The 16,952-nt window shown below is 68.2% G+C and carries 17 protein-coding genes; 12 read left to right on the plus strand and 5 right to left on the minus strand.

Annotated features, from left to right (window positions below):
• The first annotated feature begins 37 nt into the window (after nucleotides 1-37).
• On the plus strand, nucleotides 38-1,921 hold the full coding sequence (cobT, locus tag H2037_RS12095; protein WP_292122192.1) for a cobaltochelatase subunit CobT: 1,884 nt from the start codon (nucleotides 38-40) through the stop codon (nucleotides 1,919-1,921).
• Nucleotides 1,918-2,898, plus strand: coding sequence for an esterase-like activity of phytase family protein (locus tag H2037_RS12100; protein WP_292122195.1), 981 nt, complete (start codon nucleotides 1,918-1,920; stop codon nucleotides 2,896-2,898). The genes cobT and H2037_RS12100 overlap by 4 nt, the downstream gene beginning before the upstream one ends.
• A 1-nt stretch (nucleotide 2,899) precedes the next feature.
• Here the strand turns inward: H2037_RS12100 and H2037_RS12105 are convergent, their stop codons facing one another.
• Genes H2037_RS12105 through otsB form a run of 3 tightly spaced genes read right to left on the minus strand, consistent with a single transcriptional unit; the run spans nucleotide 2,900 to nucleotide 6,913 of the window.
• The gene (locus H2037_RS12105) at nucleotides 2,900-4,312 is read right to left on the minus strand and encodes a trehalose-6-phosphate synthase (protein ID WP_292122197.1); all 1,413 of its coding nucleotides are present in this window, start codon (nucleotides 4,310-4,312) and stop codon (nucleotides 2,900-2,902) included.
• 53 nt (nucleotides 4,313-4,365) lie between these two features.
• The gene (locus H2037_RS12110) at nucleotides 4,366-6,150 is read right to left on the minus strand and encodes a glycoside hydrolase family 15 protein (RefSeq protein ID WP_292122200.1); all 1,785 of its coding nucleotides are present in this window, start codon (nucleotides 6,148-6,150) and stop codon (nucleotides 4,366-4,368) included.
• A 4-nt stretch (nucleotides 6,151-6,154) separates the two neighbouring features.
• Nucleotides 6,155-6,913, minus strand: coding sequence for a trehalose-phosphatase (gene otsB / locus H2037_RS12115; RefSeq protein WP_292122203.1), 759 nt, complete (start codon nucleotides 6,911-6,913; stop codon nucleotides 6,155-6,157).
• Between the two features lie 170 nt (nucleotides 6,914-7,083).
• On the opposite strand from otsB, the gene H2037_RS12120 reads away from it, so the two are divergent.
• From H2037_RS12120 to truA, 9 genes are all read left to right on the plus strand, one after another.
• Nucleotides 7,084-8,076, plus strand: coding sequence for a KpsF/GutQ family sugar-phosphate isomerase (locus H2037_RS12120; RefSeq protein WP_292122207.1), 993 nt, complete (start codon nucleotides 7,084-7,086; stop codon nucleotides 8,074-8,076).
• Nucleotides 8,077-8,086: 10 nt separating this feature from the next.
• Nucleotides 8,087-9,370 (plus strand): glycosyltransferase family 1 protein, encoded by a 1,284-nt coding sequence (locus H2037_RS12125; protein ID WP_292122209.1) that lies wholly within the window; start codon nucleotides 8,087-8,089, stop codon nucleotides 9,368-9,370.
• Nucleotides 9,371-9,400: 30 nt separating this feature from the next.
• Complete coding sequence (locus tag H2037_RS12130) at nucleotides 9,401-10,567, plus strand: polysaccharide biosynthesis/export family protein (protein ID WP_292122213.1); 1,167 nt, start codon at nucleotides 9,401-9,403, stop codon at nucleotides 10,565-10,567.
• A gap of 5 nt (nucleotides 10,568-10,572) precedes the next feature.
• The gene (locus H2037_RS12135; RefSeq protein WP_292122215.1) at nucleotides 10,573-11,184 is read left to right on the plus strand and encodes a hypothetical protein; all 612 of its coding nucleotides are present in this window, start codon (nucleotides 10,573-10,575) and stop codon (nucleotides 11,182-11,184) included.
• 32 nt (nucleotides 11,185-11,216) lie between these two features.
• Nucleotides 11,217-11,618 carry an acyl-CoA thioesterase gene (locus tag H2037_RS12140; RefSeq protein ID WP_292122218.1) on the plus strand — a complete coding sequence of 134 codons (402 nt, stop codon included), beginning with the start codon at nucleotides 11,217-11,219 and terminating at the stop codon, nucleotides 11,616-11,618.
• 72 nt (nucleotides 11,619-11,690) lie between these two features.
• Nucleotides 11,691-12,269: a peptide deformylase gene (gene def / locus H2037_RS12145; RefSeq protein WP_292122221.1), complete on the plus strand. Its 579-nt coding sequence runs from the start codon at nucleotides 11,691-11,693 to the stop codon at nucleotides 12,267-12,269.
• Nucleotides 12,269-12,511, plus strand: a complete 243-nt coding sequence (locus tag H2037_RS12150; RefSeq protein WP_292122223.1) for a hypothetical protein — start codon at nucleotides 12,269-12,271, stop codon at nucleotides 12,509-12,511. Before def ends, H2037_RS12150 begins: the two co-directional genes overlap by 1 nt.
• A gap of 27 nt (nucleotides 12,512-12,538) precedes the next feature.
• Nucleotides 12,539-13,462, plus strand: a complete 924-nt coding sequence (gene fmt, locus H2037_RS12155) for a methionyl-tRNA formyltransferase (RefSeq protein WP_292122226.1) — start codon at nucleotides 12,539-12,541, stop codon at nucleotides 13,460-13,462.
• A complete protein-coding gene (truA, locus tag H2037_RS12160) occupies nucleotides 13,462-14,205 on the plus strand; it encodes a tRNA pseudouridine(38-40) synthase TruA (RefSeq protein WP_292122229.1) in 744 nt (247 codons plus the stop codon). The genes fmt and truA overlap by 1 nt, the downstream gene beginning before the upstream one ends.
• 17 nt (nucleotides 14,206-14,222) lie before the next feature.
• Here truA and H2037_RS12165 read toward each other — a convergent pair whose 3' ends face one another.
• Nucleotides 14,223-15,266, minus strand: a complete 1,044-nt coding sequence (locus H2037_RS12165; protein ID WP_292122232.1) for an aspartate-semialdehyde dehydrogenase — start codon at nucleotides 15,264-15,266, stop codon at nucleotides 14,223-14,225.
• Nucleotides 15,267-15,941: 675 nt separating this feature from the next.
• On the opposite strand from H2037_RS12165, the gene H2037_RS12170 reads away from it, so the two are divergent.
• Nucleotides 15,942-16,373: a hypothetical protein gene (locus H2037_RS12170; RefSeq protein ID WP_292122235.1), complete on the plus strand. Its 432-nt coding sequence runs from the start codon at nucleotides 15,942-15,944 to the stop codon at nucleotides 16,371-16,373.
• 128 nt (nucleotides 16,374-16,501) lie between these two features.
• Here the strand turns inward: H2037_RS12170 and H2037_RS12175 are convergent, their stop codons facing one another.
• Nucleotides 16,502-16,945 carry a GNAT family N-acetyltransferase gene (locus H2037_RS12175; protein ID WP_292122236.1) on the minus strand — a complete coding sequence of 148 codons (444 nt, stop codon included), beginning with the start codon at nucleotides 16,943-16,945 and terminating at the stop codon, nucleotides 16,502-16,504.
• Nucleotides 16,946-16,952: the final 7 nt, after the last annotated feature.

Consider the following 16,952-nt stretch of genomic DNA (forward strand, 5'->3'; position numbering starts at 1 on the left):
GCTTTTATCGCAGGCGCGAAGGGATTAACTGGAGACCATGGCCGCCCCGGATACTCCCGCCGAAACCTTCAAGCGCGCGCTGGGTCACGCCGCCCGCGCCCTGGCCGAACAGTCCGAGCTGGAAGTGGTCTTCGGTTCGGATGGTCCCAAACTGGTCGGCGGCGTCCTGACCCTGCCGCATCCGCCGCGCGATCCGTCGGGGCCCGAGAGCGCTTCGCTGCGGGGCCAGGCCGACCGGCTGGCCCTGCGCCTGGCCAATCACGACACGGCGGTCAACGCGCGCATGCGGCCCGCCGACAGCAAGGCGGCCGAGGTGTTCGACGCGGTCGAACAGGCGCGGGTCGAGGCCGTGGGCTCCGAGTACCTGGCGGGCGTGCGCGACAATCTGGGCGCGGCCCTGCTCACCCGTCTGGAAAAGACGGGCGCCCTGCGGATCGCTGAGGCCGAGCGGGTGCCGGTGTCGGAGGCCGTGGCCCTGTTGGTGCGCGAGCGGCTGACCGGCCGACCGTCGCCCGACGGCGCCAAGACCATGCTGGACCTGGTCCGCGCTGGTATCGAGACCCGGGCCGGGCTGAAGCTGGACGCCTTGGCGGCGGTGGCGGGCGACCAGACGGCTTTCGCCGAAAAGATGCGCGACGTCCTGCGCGCCCTCGATCTCGATCCGGGCGACGGACGCGGCGAGGACTCGTCCGAGGATCCGGGCGACGAAGAGCCCGATCCCCAGGAGCCCGAGGCCAAGGACCAACCCGACGAGGATGAAGACGAGGAGGGCGGCGAGGGCTCCCAGTCGATGGAGGGCGACGCCGACGATCAGTCTTCCGAGGAGGAACGAGAGAGCCGCCCCGAAGGCGCGCCCGCCGATCCCGACGGCGACGGGGCCGAGGACGGGCCCGAACTGAACGAGGGCCAGCAGCCCAATCGCCAGCAGACCGCCGACGACGGCCGGGCGACCGACTTCTACCGCGTCTTCACCACCGCCTATGACGAGGTGGTCGACGCCGCCGACCTGTGCGACCCGATGGAGCTGGAGCGGCTGCGCAATCTGCTGGACCAGCAACTGACCATCCTGTCCAGCGTGGTGTCGCGTCTGGCCAACAAGCTGCAGCGCCGCCTGCTGGCCCAGCAGAACCGATCCTGGATGTTCGATCTGGAAGAGGGGATGCTGGACACGGCCCGCCTGACCCGGATCGTCACCGACCCCACGGCGCCCCTGTCGTTCAAGGCCGAGAGCGAAAGCCCGTTCCGCGACACGGTCGTCACCCTGCTGCTGGACAATTCCGGCTCGATGCGGGGGCGGCCGATCATGGTGGCGGCGGTCTGCGCCGACATCCTGGCGCGGACCCTGGAACGGTGCGGCGTCAAGGTCGAGATCCTGGGCTTCACCACCCGCGCCTGGAAGGGTGGCCAGAGCCGCGAGGCCTGGATCACGGCCGGCAAACCCGCCAACCCCGGCCGTCTGAACGACCTGCGCCACATCATCTACAAGGCCGCCGACGCCCCATGGCGCCGGGCCAAGAAGAACCTGGGCCTGATGATGCGCGAGGGCCTGCTGAAGGAAAACATCGACGGCGAGGCGCTGCAGTGGGCGCACAACCGGCTGCTGGCCCGGACCGAGCAACGCCGCATCCTGATGGTCATCTCGGACGGTTCGCCTGTCGACGACTCCACCCAGTCGGCCAACGCCGCCCTCTATCTGGACAAGCATCTGCGTCAGGTGATCGCCGAGATCGAGGATCGGTCGCCGGTCGAGCTTCTGGCCATCGGAATCGGCCACGACGTGACCCGCTGGTACCGCAAGGCCCTGACCATCGTCGATGTCGAACAGCTTGCCGGGGCCATGACCGAGAAACTGGCGGAGCTGTTCGAGGCCGAAAGCGCCGCCGTTCCGGCCCGCCGGGTGCGAAAGAAGCTGGCGGCATGAGCCGGTTACGCCGTCTCGCCGCCGCCTGGGTCGCCCTGTCCCTGACGGCCTGCGCCGCCACCCTGGGTCCGCCCCAACCCGACCTGGCCGCCGCCGCCGGCTGGACCTTTGCTCCGGCCGAACTGAAGCCGGTCGGCCTGGGCCTGCCGGGCGCGGTGCTGGCCCCCGGCGTTCGCTTCGCCGGCGGGGTGGAGATCGTAGCAGGCCTGGGATCGCCGCTGCACGGCCTGTCGGACCTTAAGCTGACCGGCGACGGCGGGTTCGTCGCCGTATCTGACGGCGGTGACCTGGTGCGTGGGGCGCTGCGGCTCGATCCCCAGGGGCGGCTGGTCGGCGTCGATCGCCTGACCACCCGTCGACTGACGCTGGAGAACGGCCGACCGATCACCGACAAGTTCGACGGCGACGCCGAGGGCCTGGCCCTGACCCGTTCGGGCGACCTGCTGATCAGTTTCGAGCGCCGCCACCGCATCTGGAACTATGGCCCCTTGTCGGCCCCGCGCGCGCCGACGCCCGTGGCCATGCCGGACGCGGCCTTTGCCGACAACGAAGGCATGGAGGGGCTGGCCGCCGCCCTGCCCCGCCAAGGCGGGGGCTGGCGCGTCCTTGGAGAAGGCGGCGGCGTCTGGGACTGCACGCCCGCCCGCTGCCAGGTCGTCGTCCCGCCGCCGGCCCAAGCGCCCAGGGACGCCGACTATCGCAGCACGGGCCTGGATCGCGACCCCTCGGGCGAGGGCTGGTTCATGGTCGAGCGCCGCTACAGTCCGCCGTTCGACATGCGCGGCCGCGTGCGTCGGCTGGCGCCGGACGGAACGCCCGGACCGGTCCTGATCGAACTGAAGCTGCCCGGCACGACCGACAATTTCGAAGGCGTCGCGGCCGAACGGCGCGGACAGACGACGCGGCTGTATCTGCTGTCCGACGACAACGCCAACCCGGCCCAGCGCACCCTGCTGCTGGCGTTCGACCTCGACTAGATCAGGCCGCGCCCGCCCACTGAGCCGTTTCCGGCTCGCCCTCGACCGCCAACAGGCATTTGACGAAGGCGTCGCGCCAGACGCCGACGTCGGTGTCGCGCACCACCTGCATCAGGGCCTCCCATTTGCGGATTCGCTCGGACAGGGGCATGGTCAGGGCTTTCTGGATGGCGTCCGACAGCTCCTCGCGGCTGTAGGGATTGACCAGCAGGGCCTCGCCCATCTGTTCGGCGGCGCCGGCGAAGCGCGATAGGATCAGGACGCCCGGATCGTCCGGGTTCTGGGCGCAGACATATTCCTTCGCCACCAGGTTCATGCCGTCGCGCAAAGGCGTCACCAGACCGACCTTGGCCGCCCGATAGATGCCGGCCAGTTGATCGCGCCGATAGGTGCGGTTCAGGTAGCGGATCGGCTGCCAGTCCATGTCGGCGAAGGCGCCGTTGACCCGGCCGGCCAACGAATCCAGCCGCGCGCGCAGATCCTGGTAGGAATCGACGTCGTCGCGCGAGATCGGCGTCACCTGCAGCAGGAAGACCTCGCCCCGCATCGAGGGGTTGTCGTGCAGGAACTGCTCATAGCCCAGCAGCCGCTCTTCCAGCCCCTTGGAATAGTCGAGCCGGTCCACGCCCACGATCATGGCGCGGAAGGCCGCCGAGGCCGCCATCCGGTCATAGGTCCGGGCCCCCAGGGTCGAGTTGCGCGCCGCCAGGAAGCCGTCGACGTCGATGCCGATGGGGAAGACGCCGGTCTGGACCCGGCGACCGAAACATTCGAGCCCGCCGTGGCCGAACAGCTCGCCCTGCGCCTCGCTGACCACATAGTCGGTGAACAGGTCGCACCATTCCCGCGTGTGGAAACCGATCAGGTCGAAGTCGAACATGGATTCCACCAGCCGCCGGTGATGCGGCAGGGTGACCAGTAGCTGGCGCGCCGGCCAGGGGGTGTGCAGGAAGAAGCCGATCCGGTTGCGTATGCCCAGGCGGCGCAGGTCCCGCGCCATCGGGATCATGTGATAATCGTGGATCCAGATGATGTCCTCCGGCTGGATCACCGGAGCCAGGACCTCGGCGAAACGGCGGTTCACCCGTTCATAGCCCTCGCCGTACGACCGTTCGTACTGGGCCAGGTCGATCCGGTGGTGGAACAGGGGCCAAAGGGTCTTGTTGGCGTAGCCGTTGTAATATTCGTCGACGTCCTGGGGCTCCAGATCGACCAGGCCGACGGTGACGCCGGCGCGGTCCTCGACCTTCATCTCGCCGGTGAACTCCTCGACCGTCTCGCCGGACCAGCCGAACCACAGGCCGTCGTATTTTCTCAACGCGGCGGACAGGGCCATGGCCAGACCGCCGGCCGAGCCCGCGGCGGGGTCCGTCGGGGCGGAAACCCGGTTGGATACGACGATTAGACGACTCATGACTTCACTTCGGCGGCGATCCCAGCCCCGGGATCAGACAGGCGTTCGACGCATCAACGCACGTCGGTCCAGGAACGGCTCAACATCACGGCGCAATTGATGATGCCGACCAGGGAATAGGTCTGGGGGTAGTTGCCCCACAGCTCGCCATCCTCGACCGAAATGTCCTCGCTCAGCAACCCCGCATGGGTGCGCCGGGCCAGCATCTCCTCGAAAATGGCCCGCGCCTCCTCGACCCGGCCGTTCTGATGCAGGGCCTCGATGAACCAGAAGGTGCAGAAGTTGAAGGCCGTTTCCGGCTCTCCGAAGTCGTCCGGCTCGACATAGCGGAACAGGAAGGGACCCTTCTTCAGGTCGCGTTCGATGGCGTCGAAGGTCGCCACCTGGCGAGGATCGTGAGCGTCGAGGAAGCCCAGGTCGGTCAGTTGCAGCAGGGAGGCGTCCAGTTCGCGCCCGCCGAAACTGGCGGCGAACCGGCCCTCGTCCGGCAGGAAGGTCTCGGCCTCGATCCGCTCGCGGATCAGGGTCGCCCGATCGCGCCAGACGTCGACGCGCGCCGTCAGGCCAAGATGTTCGGCCGCCTTGGCCAGACGATCGCAGGCCGCCCAGCACATGACCGAGGAATAGGTGTGGACGCGGGCGATGGTGCGGAACTCCCACAGGCCCGCATCGGTCTGGTCATGCATGGCGAAGGCCCGCTCGCCGACCCGCTCCAGCGCATAGAAGTCGTCCACCGTGCCGGGACGCAGCAGCCGCTGGTCGTAGAAGGCCTGGACCAGCGGCAGAACGATCTGTCCGTAGACATCGTGTTGCAGATGCTCGTGCGCCTGATTGCCGATTCGCACCGGCTTCATGCCGCGATAGCCCTCGACCGTATCGACGATGCTCTCGCCAATGCCGGGCTCCAGGCCGACGCCATAGACCGGCTGGACATGGCCCCCGGCCGAATCATCGACCAGGTTGCGCAGATAGACGAGATAGTTCTCAAGGATATCGACCGCCCCCAGCCGGTTCAGCGCCCGCACCGTATAATAGGCGTCGCGGATCCAGCAGTAGCGATAGTCCCAGTTGCGCCCGCTCTCCTTGAACTCGGGCACCGAGGTGGTCATGGCGGCGACGATGGCCCCCGTCTCCTCATAGGCGCAGAGCTTCAGGGTTATGGCGGCGCGGATCACCGCCTCCTGATAGTCCAGCGGCAGATAGAGTTTGCGCACCCAGTCCTGCCAATAGGCGACGGTGCGATCCAGCGCCGCCTGAACGCCCGGGCCGACGTCCTGGTCATAGCCTTCGTCGGGCCCGAAGAAGAAGGCGTGCTGACGTTCCAGCCGGAACACCCGTTCTTCCAGAACATGCGAAACCGGGCAGTCGGTCGTCAGGCGGAAGGTCACATCCGGACACTGGAAGCGGATATGGTTCGAGCCCGAGGTATGGGGGGCCGGTTTCGCGCCCCAGTCGGCGGACGGACGAAGCCGGATGCGGATGCGCGGCGTCCCCTCGAGCGGGCGCACGATCCGCCCGAAGGCCAGAGGCCGATAGGTGCGTGAATGTTTCGGATGGCGGGGGGCGAAGTCGATCACCTCCACCGTCGCTCCGTCCTCGGCCGTCAGGACGGTGCGCAGCACGGGGGTGTTGCGGACATAGGCCTGGCTGACGTGTTTCAGCCCCTCCAGCTCCACGGCCCAGAAGCCGTGTTCCGGATCCTCGCCGTCCATCAGGGCCGAGAAGACCGGGTCGCCGTCCACGCGCGGGGCGCAGGCCCAGACGAATCGGCCCTGGCGGTCGATCAGGGCGCTGATGGCGCAATTGCCGATGGGAAACAGATCGAGATTGGGCTTCATCGGTTCAGGCCTCCGCCACGGCTTCGAGCCAGGTCAGGACGGCGTCGACATCGTCCAGCCGATAGCGGGCGGCGGTCTCGCGTTCCGGCCCGACCAGAACGCCGTAGCCGCCCAGCGCGGCCGCGGCTTCGAAACCGTGCTCGTCGGTCAGGTCGTCGCCCAGCATCACCGGGACGGCGCCTTTGAACGGTTCGTCCTGCATGAAGGCGGTCACGGCCGTGCCCTTGTCGGCGCCGGGCGTCTTGAGCTCCAGCACCATATGACCGGGCTGCAGGCTCAGGCCCGTTTCAGCCTGAATACGCTGCGCCAGCTGCTCGGCGGCGGACGCCTGATCCGGCGCCTGGCGATAGTGCAGACCGGCGGAGACGCCCTTGTCCTCGACGATCGTGCCCGGCCGTTCGGCGGCGAAAGCGTGGAAGGCGGCCAGGGCCTCGGCCACGCCGGCGTCCGGTTCGCCGCGCTCGATCGAACCGTCCTTCAGCCGACGCTCCAGGCCGTGAACGCCGGAGGCGGACGTCAGGGCGCGACCGGAAATTCGATCGATCTCGACGATGGTCCGACCACTGATGATGGCCACCCGCCCTTCCAGCCGCGCCTCGACGGCCTTCAGCGCGGCCGTGCGGCGGGCGACCGGGACGACCGCATCCGGGGTCGGCGCCATCGGGGCCAGAACCCCGTCCATATCGAGAAACAACGCGACGCCCTCGGCGAGGACAGGCGGCGTAGGCAACAGCAGCGCGGCGGCTCCGGCGTGAGACGGCATATGAGTCCAAACTCTTTTTGACTTCCCCAGCGTCGTTTAACGCACCAGTGCGGCAAAGGTTGACCCGAAAGCGACAAAGTCGTCTGAAAGGTCGTGTTGCGTGCGGCCTTGGGATGGGGCAGATCGCGCGCCTCGAACCAAGGAGAGCCCGGAAGCGGGCCTGTCAGACCATGACCGAGATCGTCCATTCGTCCTCAGAAGACATCGCCGTGATGACCGACCGCGCCCGCGAGGTCATGCGGCTGAATATCGAGGCGCTGGAGGCGTTGGAGCGGACGATCGACGTTTCCCTGGCCCGCGCGGTCGATGTGATCATGAGCCGCCCCGGCTATGTGATCGTCACCGGCATGGGCAAGTCGGGCCATATCGGCGGCAAGATCGCCGCGACCCTGGCCTCGACCGGGACCAACGCCTTCTTCGTCCATCCGGCCGAGATGAGCCACGGCGACCTGGGCATGCTGCGGCCCGACGTGACCGTGCTGGCCATTTCCAACTCGGGCGAGAGCCGCGAACTTCGCGATCCCCTGATCTATTGCCAGCGCAACGGCATCCCGGTCATCGCCATCACCCAGCGTCCCGCCAGCTTCCTGGGCCGCAACGCCGCCGTGTGTCTGACCATGCCCAGCGTGGCCGAGGCCTGTCCCAATGGCCTGGCCCCCACGACCTCGACCCTGATGACCCTGGCCCTGGGCGACGCCCTGGCCATGGTGCTGATGGACCGACGCGAGTTCAGCGCCCTGGATTTCGGCCTGCACCATCCCGGCGGCGCCCTGGGCATGAGCCTGCAGAGCGTGCGCGAATGGATGGGGGACAATGCCGCGGCCCCGGCCAGCGTTCCGCTGAACGCCACCTTCAGCGAAGTGGTCTCGGCTATCACCGAGGGTCGCAAGGGCGCGGTCGCGGTCTTGAGGGCGGACGGCGCCCTGGCCGGGATCGTCACCGACGGCGACCTTCGCCGCGCCTTCCAGCGCGACATCACCAATTTGACGGCGGCCGACATCATGGGCCCCAATCCGATCACCGTCGAACCCGACGCCCGGATGAGCGACGTCGTGGATCTTCTGACGGCCAACAAGATCGCCAATCTGTTCGTGGTCGAAGAGGGACGCCCGACCGCCATCGTCCATATCGCCGAACTGATGCAGGCCGGCTACGTCGCCTGAGCACCCGGTCATGCGTATCCTCTATGACGCCAGCCGGCTGATGAGCCGGGCCGACCGCTCCGCCCCGACGGGGGTCGATCGGGTCTGTCTGGCCTATGCCGAATGGCTGCTGTCGCGCCCCGACGTCGTCACCATACCGGTGCGGGGCCGCAAGAACCGGCTGGTCGCGGTCGAGACCGACTGGTTCCGCCGGTTCGTCGCCGACCTGCGGGCGCGGTGGAACGGCGCGGGCGAGGCGCCGGGCGATCCGGCGCATGAGGCGCGGCTGCTGGCCGCCCTGGCCTCCGCGATCCGTCCCGCCGATTCCGTGATCAGCCCGCCCCCCGCCCCCGCAGGGGAAAAGTCCGTCGACAAGGGCCGGGTGATGAAGCAGTTCTTCCGCTCGCGTCATGTCGCCGCCCTGCCCGACGCCGACCTCTATCTGAACGTGGGCCACACCACCCTGCACGATCCGACGGCCCTGCGGGACCTGGAGGCGGCGGGGATCGAGCGGGTCGTCCTGATCCACGACCTGATCCCGGTCACCCACCCGGAATTCTGCCGACCCGGCGACGGCGACAAACATCACGCTCGCGTCGCCAACACCCTGCGTCACGCCAGTCGGGTCATCGTCAACTCCACCTATACCGGCGACGAGCTGCGCGCCTTCGCGTCACGAGAGGGCCTGCCCCAGCCTCCGGTCCATATCGCCCATCTGGGTCTGGAGCCCGCCTTCGTCGCCGGAGCGGCCTTGGAGGCGACGCGTCCCTATTTCGTCCATGTGGGCACCATCGAGGCGCGCAAGAATCTGGCGCTTCTGCTGACCTTGTGGCGACGACTGGAAGAGCGTCTGGGCGACCGGACGCCCTCGCTGGTCCTGGTGGGCCGCTATGGCTGGGAGAACGAGGCGGTGCTGGACCATCTGCAACGGTCGCCGAACCTGCGCGGCGTGGTGCATCAGGCGTCCAATCTGTCCGACGCCCTGCTGGCCCGGTTGATGCGGGGCGCGCGAGCGGTTCTGGCCCCTTCTTCGGTGGAAGGCTTCGATCTGCCGGCGGTTGAGGCCGTCGCCATGGGGGTTTCGCTGATCGCCTCGGACATTCCGCCGCATCGCGAACTGACTCCGGACGCGGAGCTGATCGATCCGCTCGACGGTCTGGGCTGGCTGGCGGCGATCGAGCGCGCCACATCAACCCCGCCAGCGCCGGCCGCGCCTCGGAACCCGCCGGTCTGGTCCACGCATTTCGACATCGTCGCGGAGGCGATCGGCCTGAGGTCGGTCTCGCCTCTGGCGGGCGCTTCCAAAGACTTGTAATCAAGCCGCGAACAAGGGCCGACCTGCTTCATGACTCGCACCATCCTGCCCCTCGCCATCGTCGCCATCCTGGGCGGCTGCTCAACCCTGCCGCGCGACGGACCTTCCGGCGCATCGGTCGATGCGGGCGCGACCACGGCTGAAGCCCTGGGCAGCTATGCGCTGGTGCCCCTGACCTATGAGGTGACCGAGCGGATGAAGGCGGTGCCGCCTCAGTTCTTCGGCACGCTCGCCGCCGCCTCCAGCGAACAGCCCGCCGACATCATCGGCGAGGGCGACACCCTGGCCGTCTCGATCTTCGATCCTTCGGGCGCCCTGTTCGGCGGCACGCTGGGCGGCTCGGCCGCCGCCCGCACCCCGACACTGTCGGGCGGTTCCCAATCCCTGCCCGGCGTTACCGTGGACCGCAGCGGCTCGGTCGCCGTGCCCTTCGCCGGCCAGGTCCGCGTTTCCGGCCTGACCGCGCCCCAGGCGGCGGCGGCGATCCGCCGCGCCCTGGCCGGCAAGGTCGCCAATCCTCAGGTTCTGGTCACGATCGCCGACAACGCCTCGAACACGGTCAATGTCTTCGGCGACGTCCGTCAGCCGGGCCGAGCGCCTCTTGGCGTAAACAGCGACCGTATCCTTGACGTCATCGCGGCGGCGGGCGGCTCGGCGCGCGAAACCGACGATCTGACCATCAGCATCCAGCGCGGCGGCCGGACCTATACGGCCCCGATGACCGCCGTGACGACCGAGTTCGGCGAGAACGTCCGCCTGCAACGCGGCGACGTGATCAACGTCCAGTACAAGCCCCGCCGCTTCTCGACCTTCGGCGCCCTGAACGCGGTCGCCCAGGTGGACATGCCTGCCGGGCCGATGACCCTGACCGGCGCCATGTCCAAGGTCGGCGGACTGAACACCAATACCGCCAACGCCCGGCGCGTGATGGTCTTCCGCTTCGAACGGCCCGAGGTCGCCCAGGCTCTGGGGATCGCCCAGCCTGCAACGCCGAAGGGGGTGCCGGTGGTCTATCAGCTGGACTTCAACGAGGCCGCCAACGTCTTCGCCGCCACCAACATGCAGATCATGCCGGAAGACGTGATCTATGTGCCGCTGGCCGGCGCGGCCGAGGCGCGGAAATTCTTCGAGTTCGTCCAGACCGTGACTCGCGTCGTCTACGACGTGTCGGTGACCAGCGCCATCAACGTCGACTGACGACGGTGGAGCGCTGGCGCGCCCTGCTGTCGCGTCTGGTCGGACGCGCCAGCGCCCGATCCGGGCACGCCGAGAGCGACACAGGGGCGGCGACGCCGTTTGACCGTCCGCCGGATGTCGATATCGCCGAGCCCGGTCCGCTCGATCGGGCGCTCGCCGAAATCGAGGCGGGGGCGCTTGAGGTCTACGCCAAGGCCGGGCTTCCGACGGAGGCGGGCCATTACCGAAAACCGCCGGACGCGGACCAATGGAGTTTCATCTCCGACCGGATCACGCCCGAGGCGCGCTTCGCCCTCGCGCTGGAGCATCCCGTGGAGAGGGGCTGGCGGTTCGCGCGGCTTCAGGATCTGGGCGCGCGCTCGGATCGTCCCGACCTGCGCGCGGCCTCGCGATTGCTGAACGACATCGCCGCGCTCCGCGCCGCCCGGCGCGGGGTCATGACCGAGGATCATCTGTTGGCGGCGATGGAACTGGGCGGCGCCTGGCGCGCGCTGAGGGATTCGAAGGCGGTCAAGGCGTCGCGCCTCACCTTGACGCCGCCTTCGCCCCCCATCCCACCGGCGGCGACGTCCAAAAAGCCCCGTGCGAAACGCGACAAGACGAACGCGCCACGCTAGGAACACCCCTCCCCGGAACGCCAGAGCTTCTCATGACCGACGCCCCCCAGCACCCGCCCGAGACACCTCCGGTCGGGCGCATCATCGCCATGCCGGCGGACACCAATCCAGAGGGCGACATCTTCGGCGGCTGGCTGCTGGCCCAGATGGACGTGGCCGGCGCGACCCCGGCCTTCGAACTGGCCCAGGGACGGTGCGCCACCGTGGCCCTGGACGGCATGGTCTTCCACCAGCCGGTCGCCGTCGGCGACGAGGTCAGCATCTACGCCGAAGTCATCGGCACCGGCCGCACCTCGATCCGCGTCCATGTCGAAGCCTGGAAGCGCGCGCGGGGCCAGCCGCTGACCACCTCGGTCCGCGTGACCCAGGGGGTCTTCACCTATGTGGCCATCGACCAGAACCGCAAGCCGCGCCCACTGCCCGGCAAGGCCTGACCGACCCGTTCAAGTCCGAGTGCGACGGTGGGAAATCTTGACCTTCCGGCGGGGCGCGACTACGTCCCGCCCATGGCCCTACGTCGCATCCTCACAATCGATATCCCCGCCGACCTGGCGATCCTGAAACAGGTCTCCAAGCCTGTCGCGGCCGTGGACGACGCCGTCCGCACCCTGATGGACGACATGCTGGAGACCATGTACGCCGCGCCGGGCATCGGCCTGGCCGCCGTGCAGGTCGGGGCGCTGGACCGCGTCATCGTCATGGACCTGGGCGATCGCGACGGCACGGTCTGCGAAACCGAGGAAGAAGACACCCCCGAGGCCGCCGAGGCGCGCAAGAACCCGCGCTTCTTCGCCAACCCCGAAATCCTGTGGACCTCGGACGAGCTCTACACCTACGAAGAGGGCTGCCTGTCGATCCCCGAGTATTTCGACAAGGTGGAACGCCCGGCCCGCGTCCGCATTCGCTATCTTAACCGTGACGGTCAGTCGGTGGAGGAAGAGGCCGAAGGCCTCTACGCCGTCTGCATCCAGCACGAGATGGACCACCTTAACGGCGTGCTCTTCATCGACCATCTGTCGCGGCTGAAGCGGGATCGCGCCGTGACCAAGGTCAAGAAGGCCGCCCGCGACAGGATCGCCGCCTGATGACCCAACGCTCCACCCGCCTGCCCCGCCGGGGCCAGTCCCTGGTCATCGACACCAACGGCCGTCGTCGCCTGACCCGCAGCCAGAAGATCGGCGTCGCCGGGGTCGCGACCCTGGCCGGCGTCGCCCTGCTGGGCGTGGTGGCGGGCCTGTTGCTGGACCGGCTGCTCGATTTCGACGACGCCCTGGACGCCGGCGGCGAATGGGACGAGGGCGGCGGCGTCTTCACCCGCTGGCAGTAACGGCCGCAAGCCTCTAAAGGCGTGCCCATGCGCCTTGCCTTCATGGGAACTCCCGACTTCGCCGTACCGTCCCTGGCCGAGCTGATCGCCTCGGGCCACGAGATCGTCGCCGTCTATTCGCAGCCGCCGCGCCCCAGGGGCCGGGGCCAGAAGCTGACGCCGTCGCCGGTTCACGCCTTCGCCGAGACCATGGGCCTGCCCGTCTTCACGCCCGACAGCATGAAGGCGCCGGACGCCGTCGCCGCCTTCCAGAGCCTGGATCTCGACGCCGCCTGCGTCGTCGCCTACGGCCAGATCCTGAAAGCCGAAGTGCTGGCGGCGCCCCGGCTGGGCTGTCTGAACCTGCACGGCTCGCTGCTGCCCCGCTGGCGGGGCGCGGCGCCGATCCAGCGCGCCATCATGGCCGGCGACGCCCAGACCGGGGTCCAGATCATGCAGATGAGCCTGGGGCTGGACGAAGGCCCCGTCCTGCTGGGCGAACTGATGGACATCCGCCCCGACGACACGGCGGCCAGCCTGTCCGAACGCATGGCCCATGTCGGCGCCGGCCTGTGGCCCCGCGCGCTGGCGGCCATCGAGCGCGGCGGCGTGACGCCTACCGAACAGGTGGGCGAACCGACCTATGCGAAGAAGATCAGCCCCGCCGAGGCGCGCATCGACTGGACCCGTCCGGCGGCCGAGGTGGACGCCCATATTCGCGGCCTGTCCCCCTTCCCCGGCGCCTGGTTCGAAGCCCCTTCAGACGCCGGCCCGGTGCGGATCAAGGCCCTGCTGTCGGCCCTCGCCGACGGGTCGGGCGCACCCGGCCAGACCCTGGACGACGCCCTGACCGTGGCCTGCGGAACCGGCGCCGTGCGCCTGATCCGCGTCCAACGCGAAGGCAGGGCGGCGCAGTCGGCCGAGGAGATGCTGCGCGGCTTTCCCCTGCCGGCCGGGACCGTCCTAGGCTGATGCCGCGCTACAAGCTGACCCTCGAATACGACGGCACGGCCTACAACGGCTTCCAGGCCCAGGAGGACCAGCCGACGGTCCAGGGCGCGGTCGAGGCCGCCATCCTGGCCTTCTCGGGCGAGCCGATCCGCATCGCCGCCGCCGGCCGCACCGACACCGGCGTCCATGCGACGGCCCAGGTGATCCATGTCGATCTGGAGCGGGACTGGCCGGTCGAGACGGTGCTGAACGCCCTCAACGCCCATCTGGTGAAACAAGACGTCTGCGTCCTGGCGGCCGAATACGCGCCCGATCCCGACTGGCATGCGCGCTTCTCCGCCACTGGCCGGGGCTATCTGTACCGGATCCTGAACCGCCGCCCCCAGCCGGTGCTGGAGCGAGACCGGGTCTGGCACGTCAAGAAGACCCTGGACGCCGAGGCCATGCATCACGCGGCCCAGGTTCTGGTCGGCCATCACGACTTCACCACCTTCCGCGACGTCGGCTGCCAGTCCAAGTCGCCGGTCAAGACCCTGGACGTGGCCCGCGTCAGCCGGCTGGGCGAGGAGGTGCATCTGGTCTTCCAGGCGCGCAGCTTCCTGCACCGTCAGGTCCGGTCGATGGCCGGCACCCTGGTCGAGGTGGGTCTGGGCCGCTGGACCGCCCATGACGTCAAGGCGGCGCTGGAGGCGAAGGACCGCGCCCGGTGCGGCCCCGTCGCCCCCTCGGTGGGGCTCTATCTCAGCGGCGTGCGCTACGACTGAACCCGCCTGCGGTCCGGTCAGCCGCGCTGCTGAACCAGGACCTCGGCGATCTGGACCGCATTCAGGGCCGCGCCCTTCCGCAGATTGTCGTTGGAGACGAACAGGGCCAGGCCGTGCTCGACCGTCGGATCGGGGCGCACCCGGCCGACGAAGACGGGATCCTGGCCCGCCGCCTGCAGCGGGTTCGGCACGGCGGTGACGACCACGCCCGGCGCCCGGCCCAGGATCTCCAGCGCCTGGGCTGCGGACAGAGCCCGTTCGAACTCGACATTGATCGACAGGGAGTGACCGGTGAAGACCGGCACCCGCACGCAGGTGCCCGACACCGGCAGGCCGGGGATTTCCAGGATCTTGCGGCTCTCGTCGCGCAGCTTCAGCTCCTCGTCGGTATAGCCGTCCTCGCCCAGCGTATAGTTCAGGGCCACGACATTGGCGGCGATCGGCACGACCCACTTTTCCGGCGCGCCGAAGTCCACCGCCGCCCCGTCGCGGGCCAGGGCCGCACCCTGCCCCACGGCCGCGCGCGACTGCTCCTCCAGCACGCGAATGCCCTCGACGCCGCCGCCCGAAACGGCCTGATAGGTCGAGACGGTCAGTCGCTTCAGCCCCGCCGCGTCGTGCAGGGGCTTCAGCACCGGCATGGCGGCCATGGTTGTGCAGTTGGGGTTGGCGATGATCCCCTTGGGCAGGTGGGCCAGGGCGTGGGGGTTCACCTCGGCGACCACCAGCGGCACCTGCGGATCGCTGCGCCAGGCGGACGAGTTGTCGATCACCACCGCCCCGGCGGCCGCCACCTTGGGTGCCAGGGCCTTGGACGTATCCCCGCCGGCCGAGAAGAAGACGATGTCCAGACCGGCGTAGTCCGCCGTCGCCGCATCCTCGACCACGATCTCGGTCTCGCCGAAGCGGATCGTCTTGCCCGCCGACCGGGCCGAGGCGAACAGGCGCAGCGAGGCCAGCGGGAAGTTCCGCTCGGCCAGCAGGCCGCGCATCATCTCGCCGACAAGGCCGGTGGCGCCGACGATACCGACGTGGGGGGGATTGGACGGGGAAAAGGACATTCAGGCGTCTCCTGGAAGGATGGAGGCGCGGGGTTCAGCCGGATCGACCGCCCCGCGCATCGGCGGGGCTCGGGATCGGGGGTCGGCGCTTCAGACCTTGCGCACACCCGAAACCGCCCCGCCGAAGCCGGTGGTTTTCGAGGTAATCGCTTTGGTCAGGGCGCGGGTCACGGCGACGCTCTCTAAGGGCAAGGATCGGTCGTGTAAACAGGCTTTTGGAGACAAGACCGGCGCGACCCTCGGTTTTGGCGGCTCGACACGCAACAATCCGTCGCCCCCGCTCCTGACGCCATAAGGCGGCGGCTGTCCGGCCGGACGGTCGGTTGACAAGCCTTGTCAAGTGACGCGGTGCGGCGGGAGATTTCAGACGGCGCCGCGAAAAAACAGCGTCTGAATAGTCTGAATTGTCTGAAATCGGGGCGGGGCGAAATTGAACTGCACCCTCGAAAACAGTGCAGTGTGCAATATAGTGCATCGAACGGACCTCCCTTCGAGTTCGAGGGGCGGGATTATAATCCCGCTGGAAACCGTGGGTGGTTAGAGGCCGAATCTTTCAGTCAGGCGGTTGTTTTGCCGACGGAATATTTTCGGAATTAGGATGGCTGGCTGCCCAAGCAGACCTACCCAACGTCCGCAACGGGTGGGAAGCGGTCCTATCGCGGGTTACGATGCGAGATGGTAGAAGATCAGATTTCGGTTCAGCGATTAATGGATCGCTTCCGCGATGCGTCGAAGGACATCTTCGACCGCCACTTCGATGACGAGTTCGTCGCGGACCGCTTTGGATGGGTTCAGGACGCCATGTTCCTGGTCATGGTACTCAACTACTTCGATTTATCTGCGAAGAAGGAAGTCTACCCGGAGCTTGCCATCGCGCCAGAGGACGGTGCGAAGGTGGCCGTCCAGGCTGACAGTAGGCTTGCAGCACTCACGGAGGGTGATGTCCTTCACTACCGCTACTGTTTCGACGAGAAGCAAGACAGCTACGATATGGCCTTCGTCGTCGCGACGGTCGTGCAGGCATCTGACACTGAGCTTATCGGTCACGACGTAGCATTGAGCTATTCAGACTGCCGATTTGTCGGGTCTGTCGATCTCACGGACTAATGTCCGCGACGGGTCGAAGCATGACTTGAACCTCGGGCCGGAAAGCAGACGTTCAGATCGACTCCGCCGGCCGCCGTCGTTCTCGACCTGTGGCGAAGATCCAACCCCGCGCGTCCACGGGACAGCCCTTACAAATCCAGATGCAGGAACTGGCTGAATTCGTTCGCCTCGTACCCGGCGAAGGGTCCGCCGTCGATGAAGCCGCGCCGGCGGTACAGGACCAGGGCCGGTTCGAAGGCGTCGCCGCGGCCGGTTTCAAGGCTCAGGCGTTTGGCGCCCGCCGTCCGTGCGCTGTCGATGATCTGTTCCAGCAGCACCACCGCCACGCCGCGCCGCAGGTGGTCGGGGTGGGTCCGCATCGACTTCACCTCGGCCTGATCGGCGTCGATCAGTTTCAGCGCCCCTATGCCGGCCAGGGCTTCGCCGTCCCAGGCGCTCCACACCGTCACGTTCGGCTGAAGCAGGCCGGTCAGGTTCAGGGCGTTGACGTGGCAGGCCGGGGAGTTGGCGTGCATGCCCTGCAGATGGAAGGCCAGCAGGGCGCGAACCGCCTCCCCGCTGAGGTCATCCACCCGCAGG

Source organism: Brevundimonas sp., assembly GCF_013912065.1.
GTDB lineage: Bacteria > Pseudomonadota > Alphaproteobacteria > Caulobacterales > Caulobacteraceae > Brevundimonas.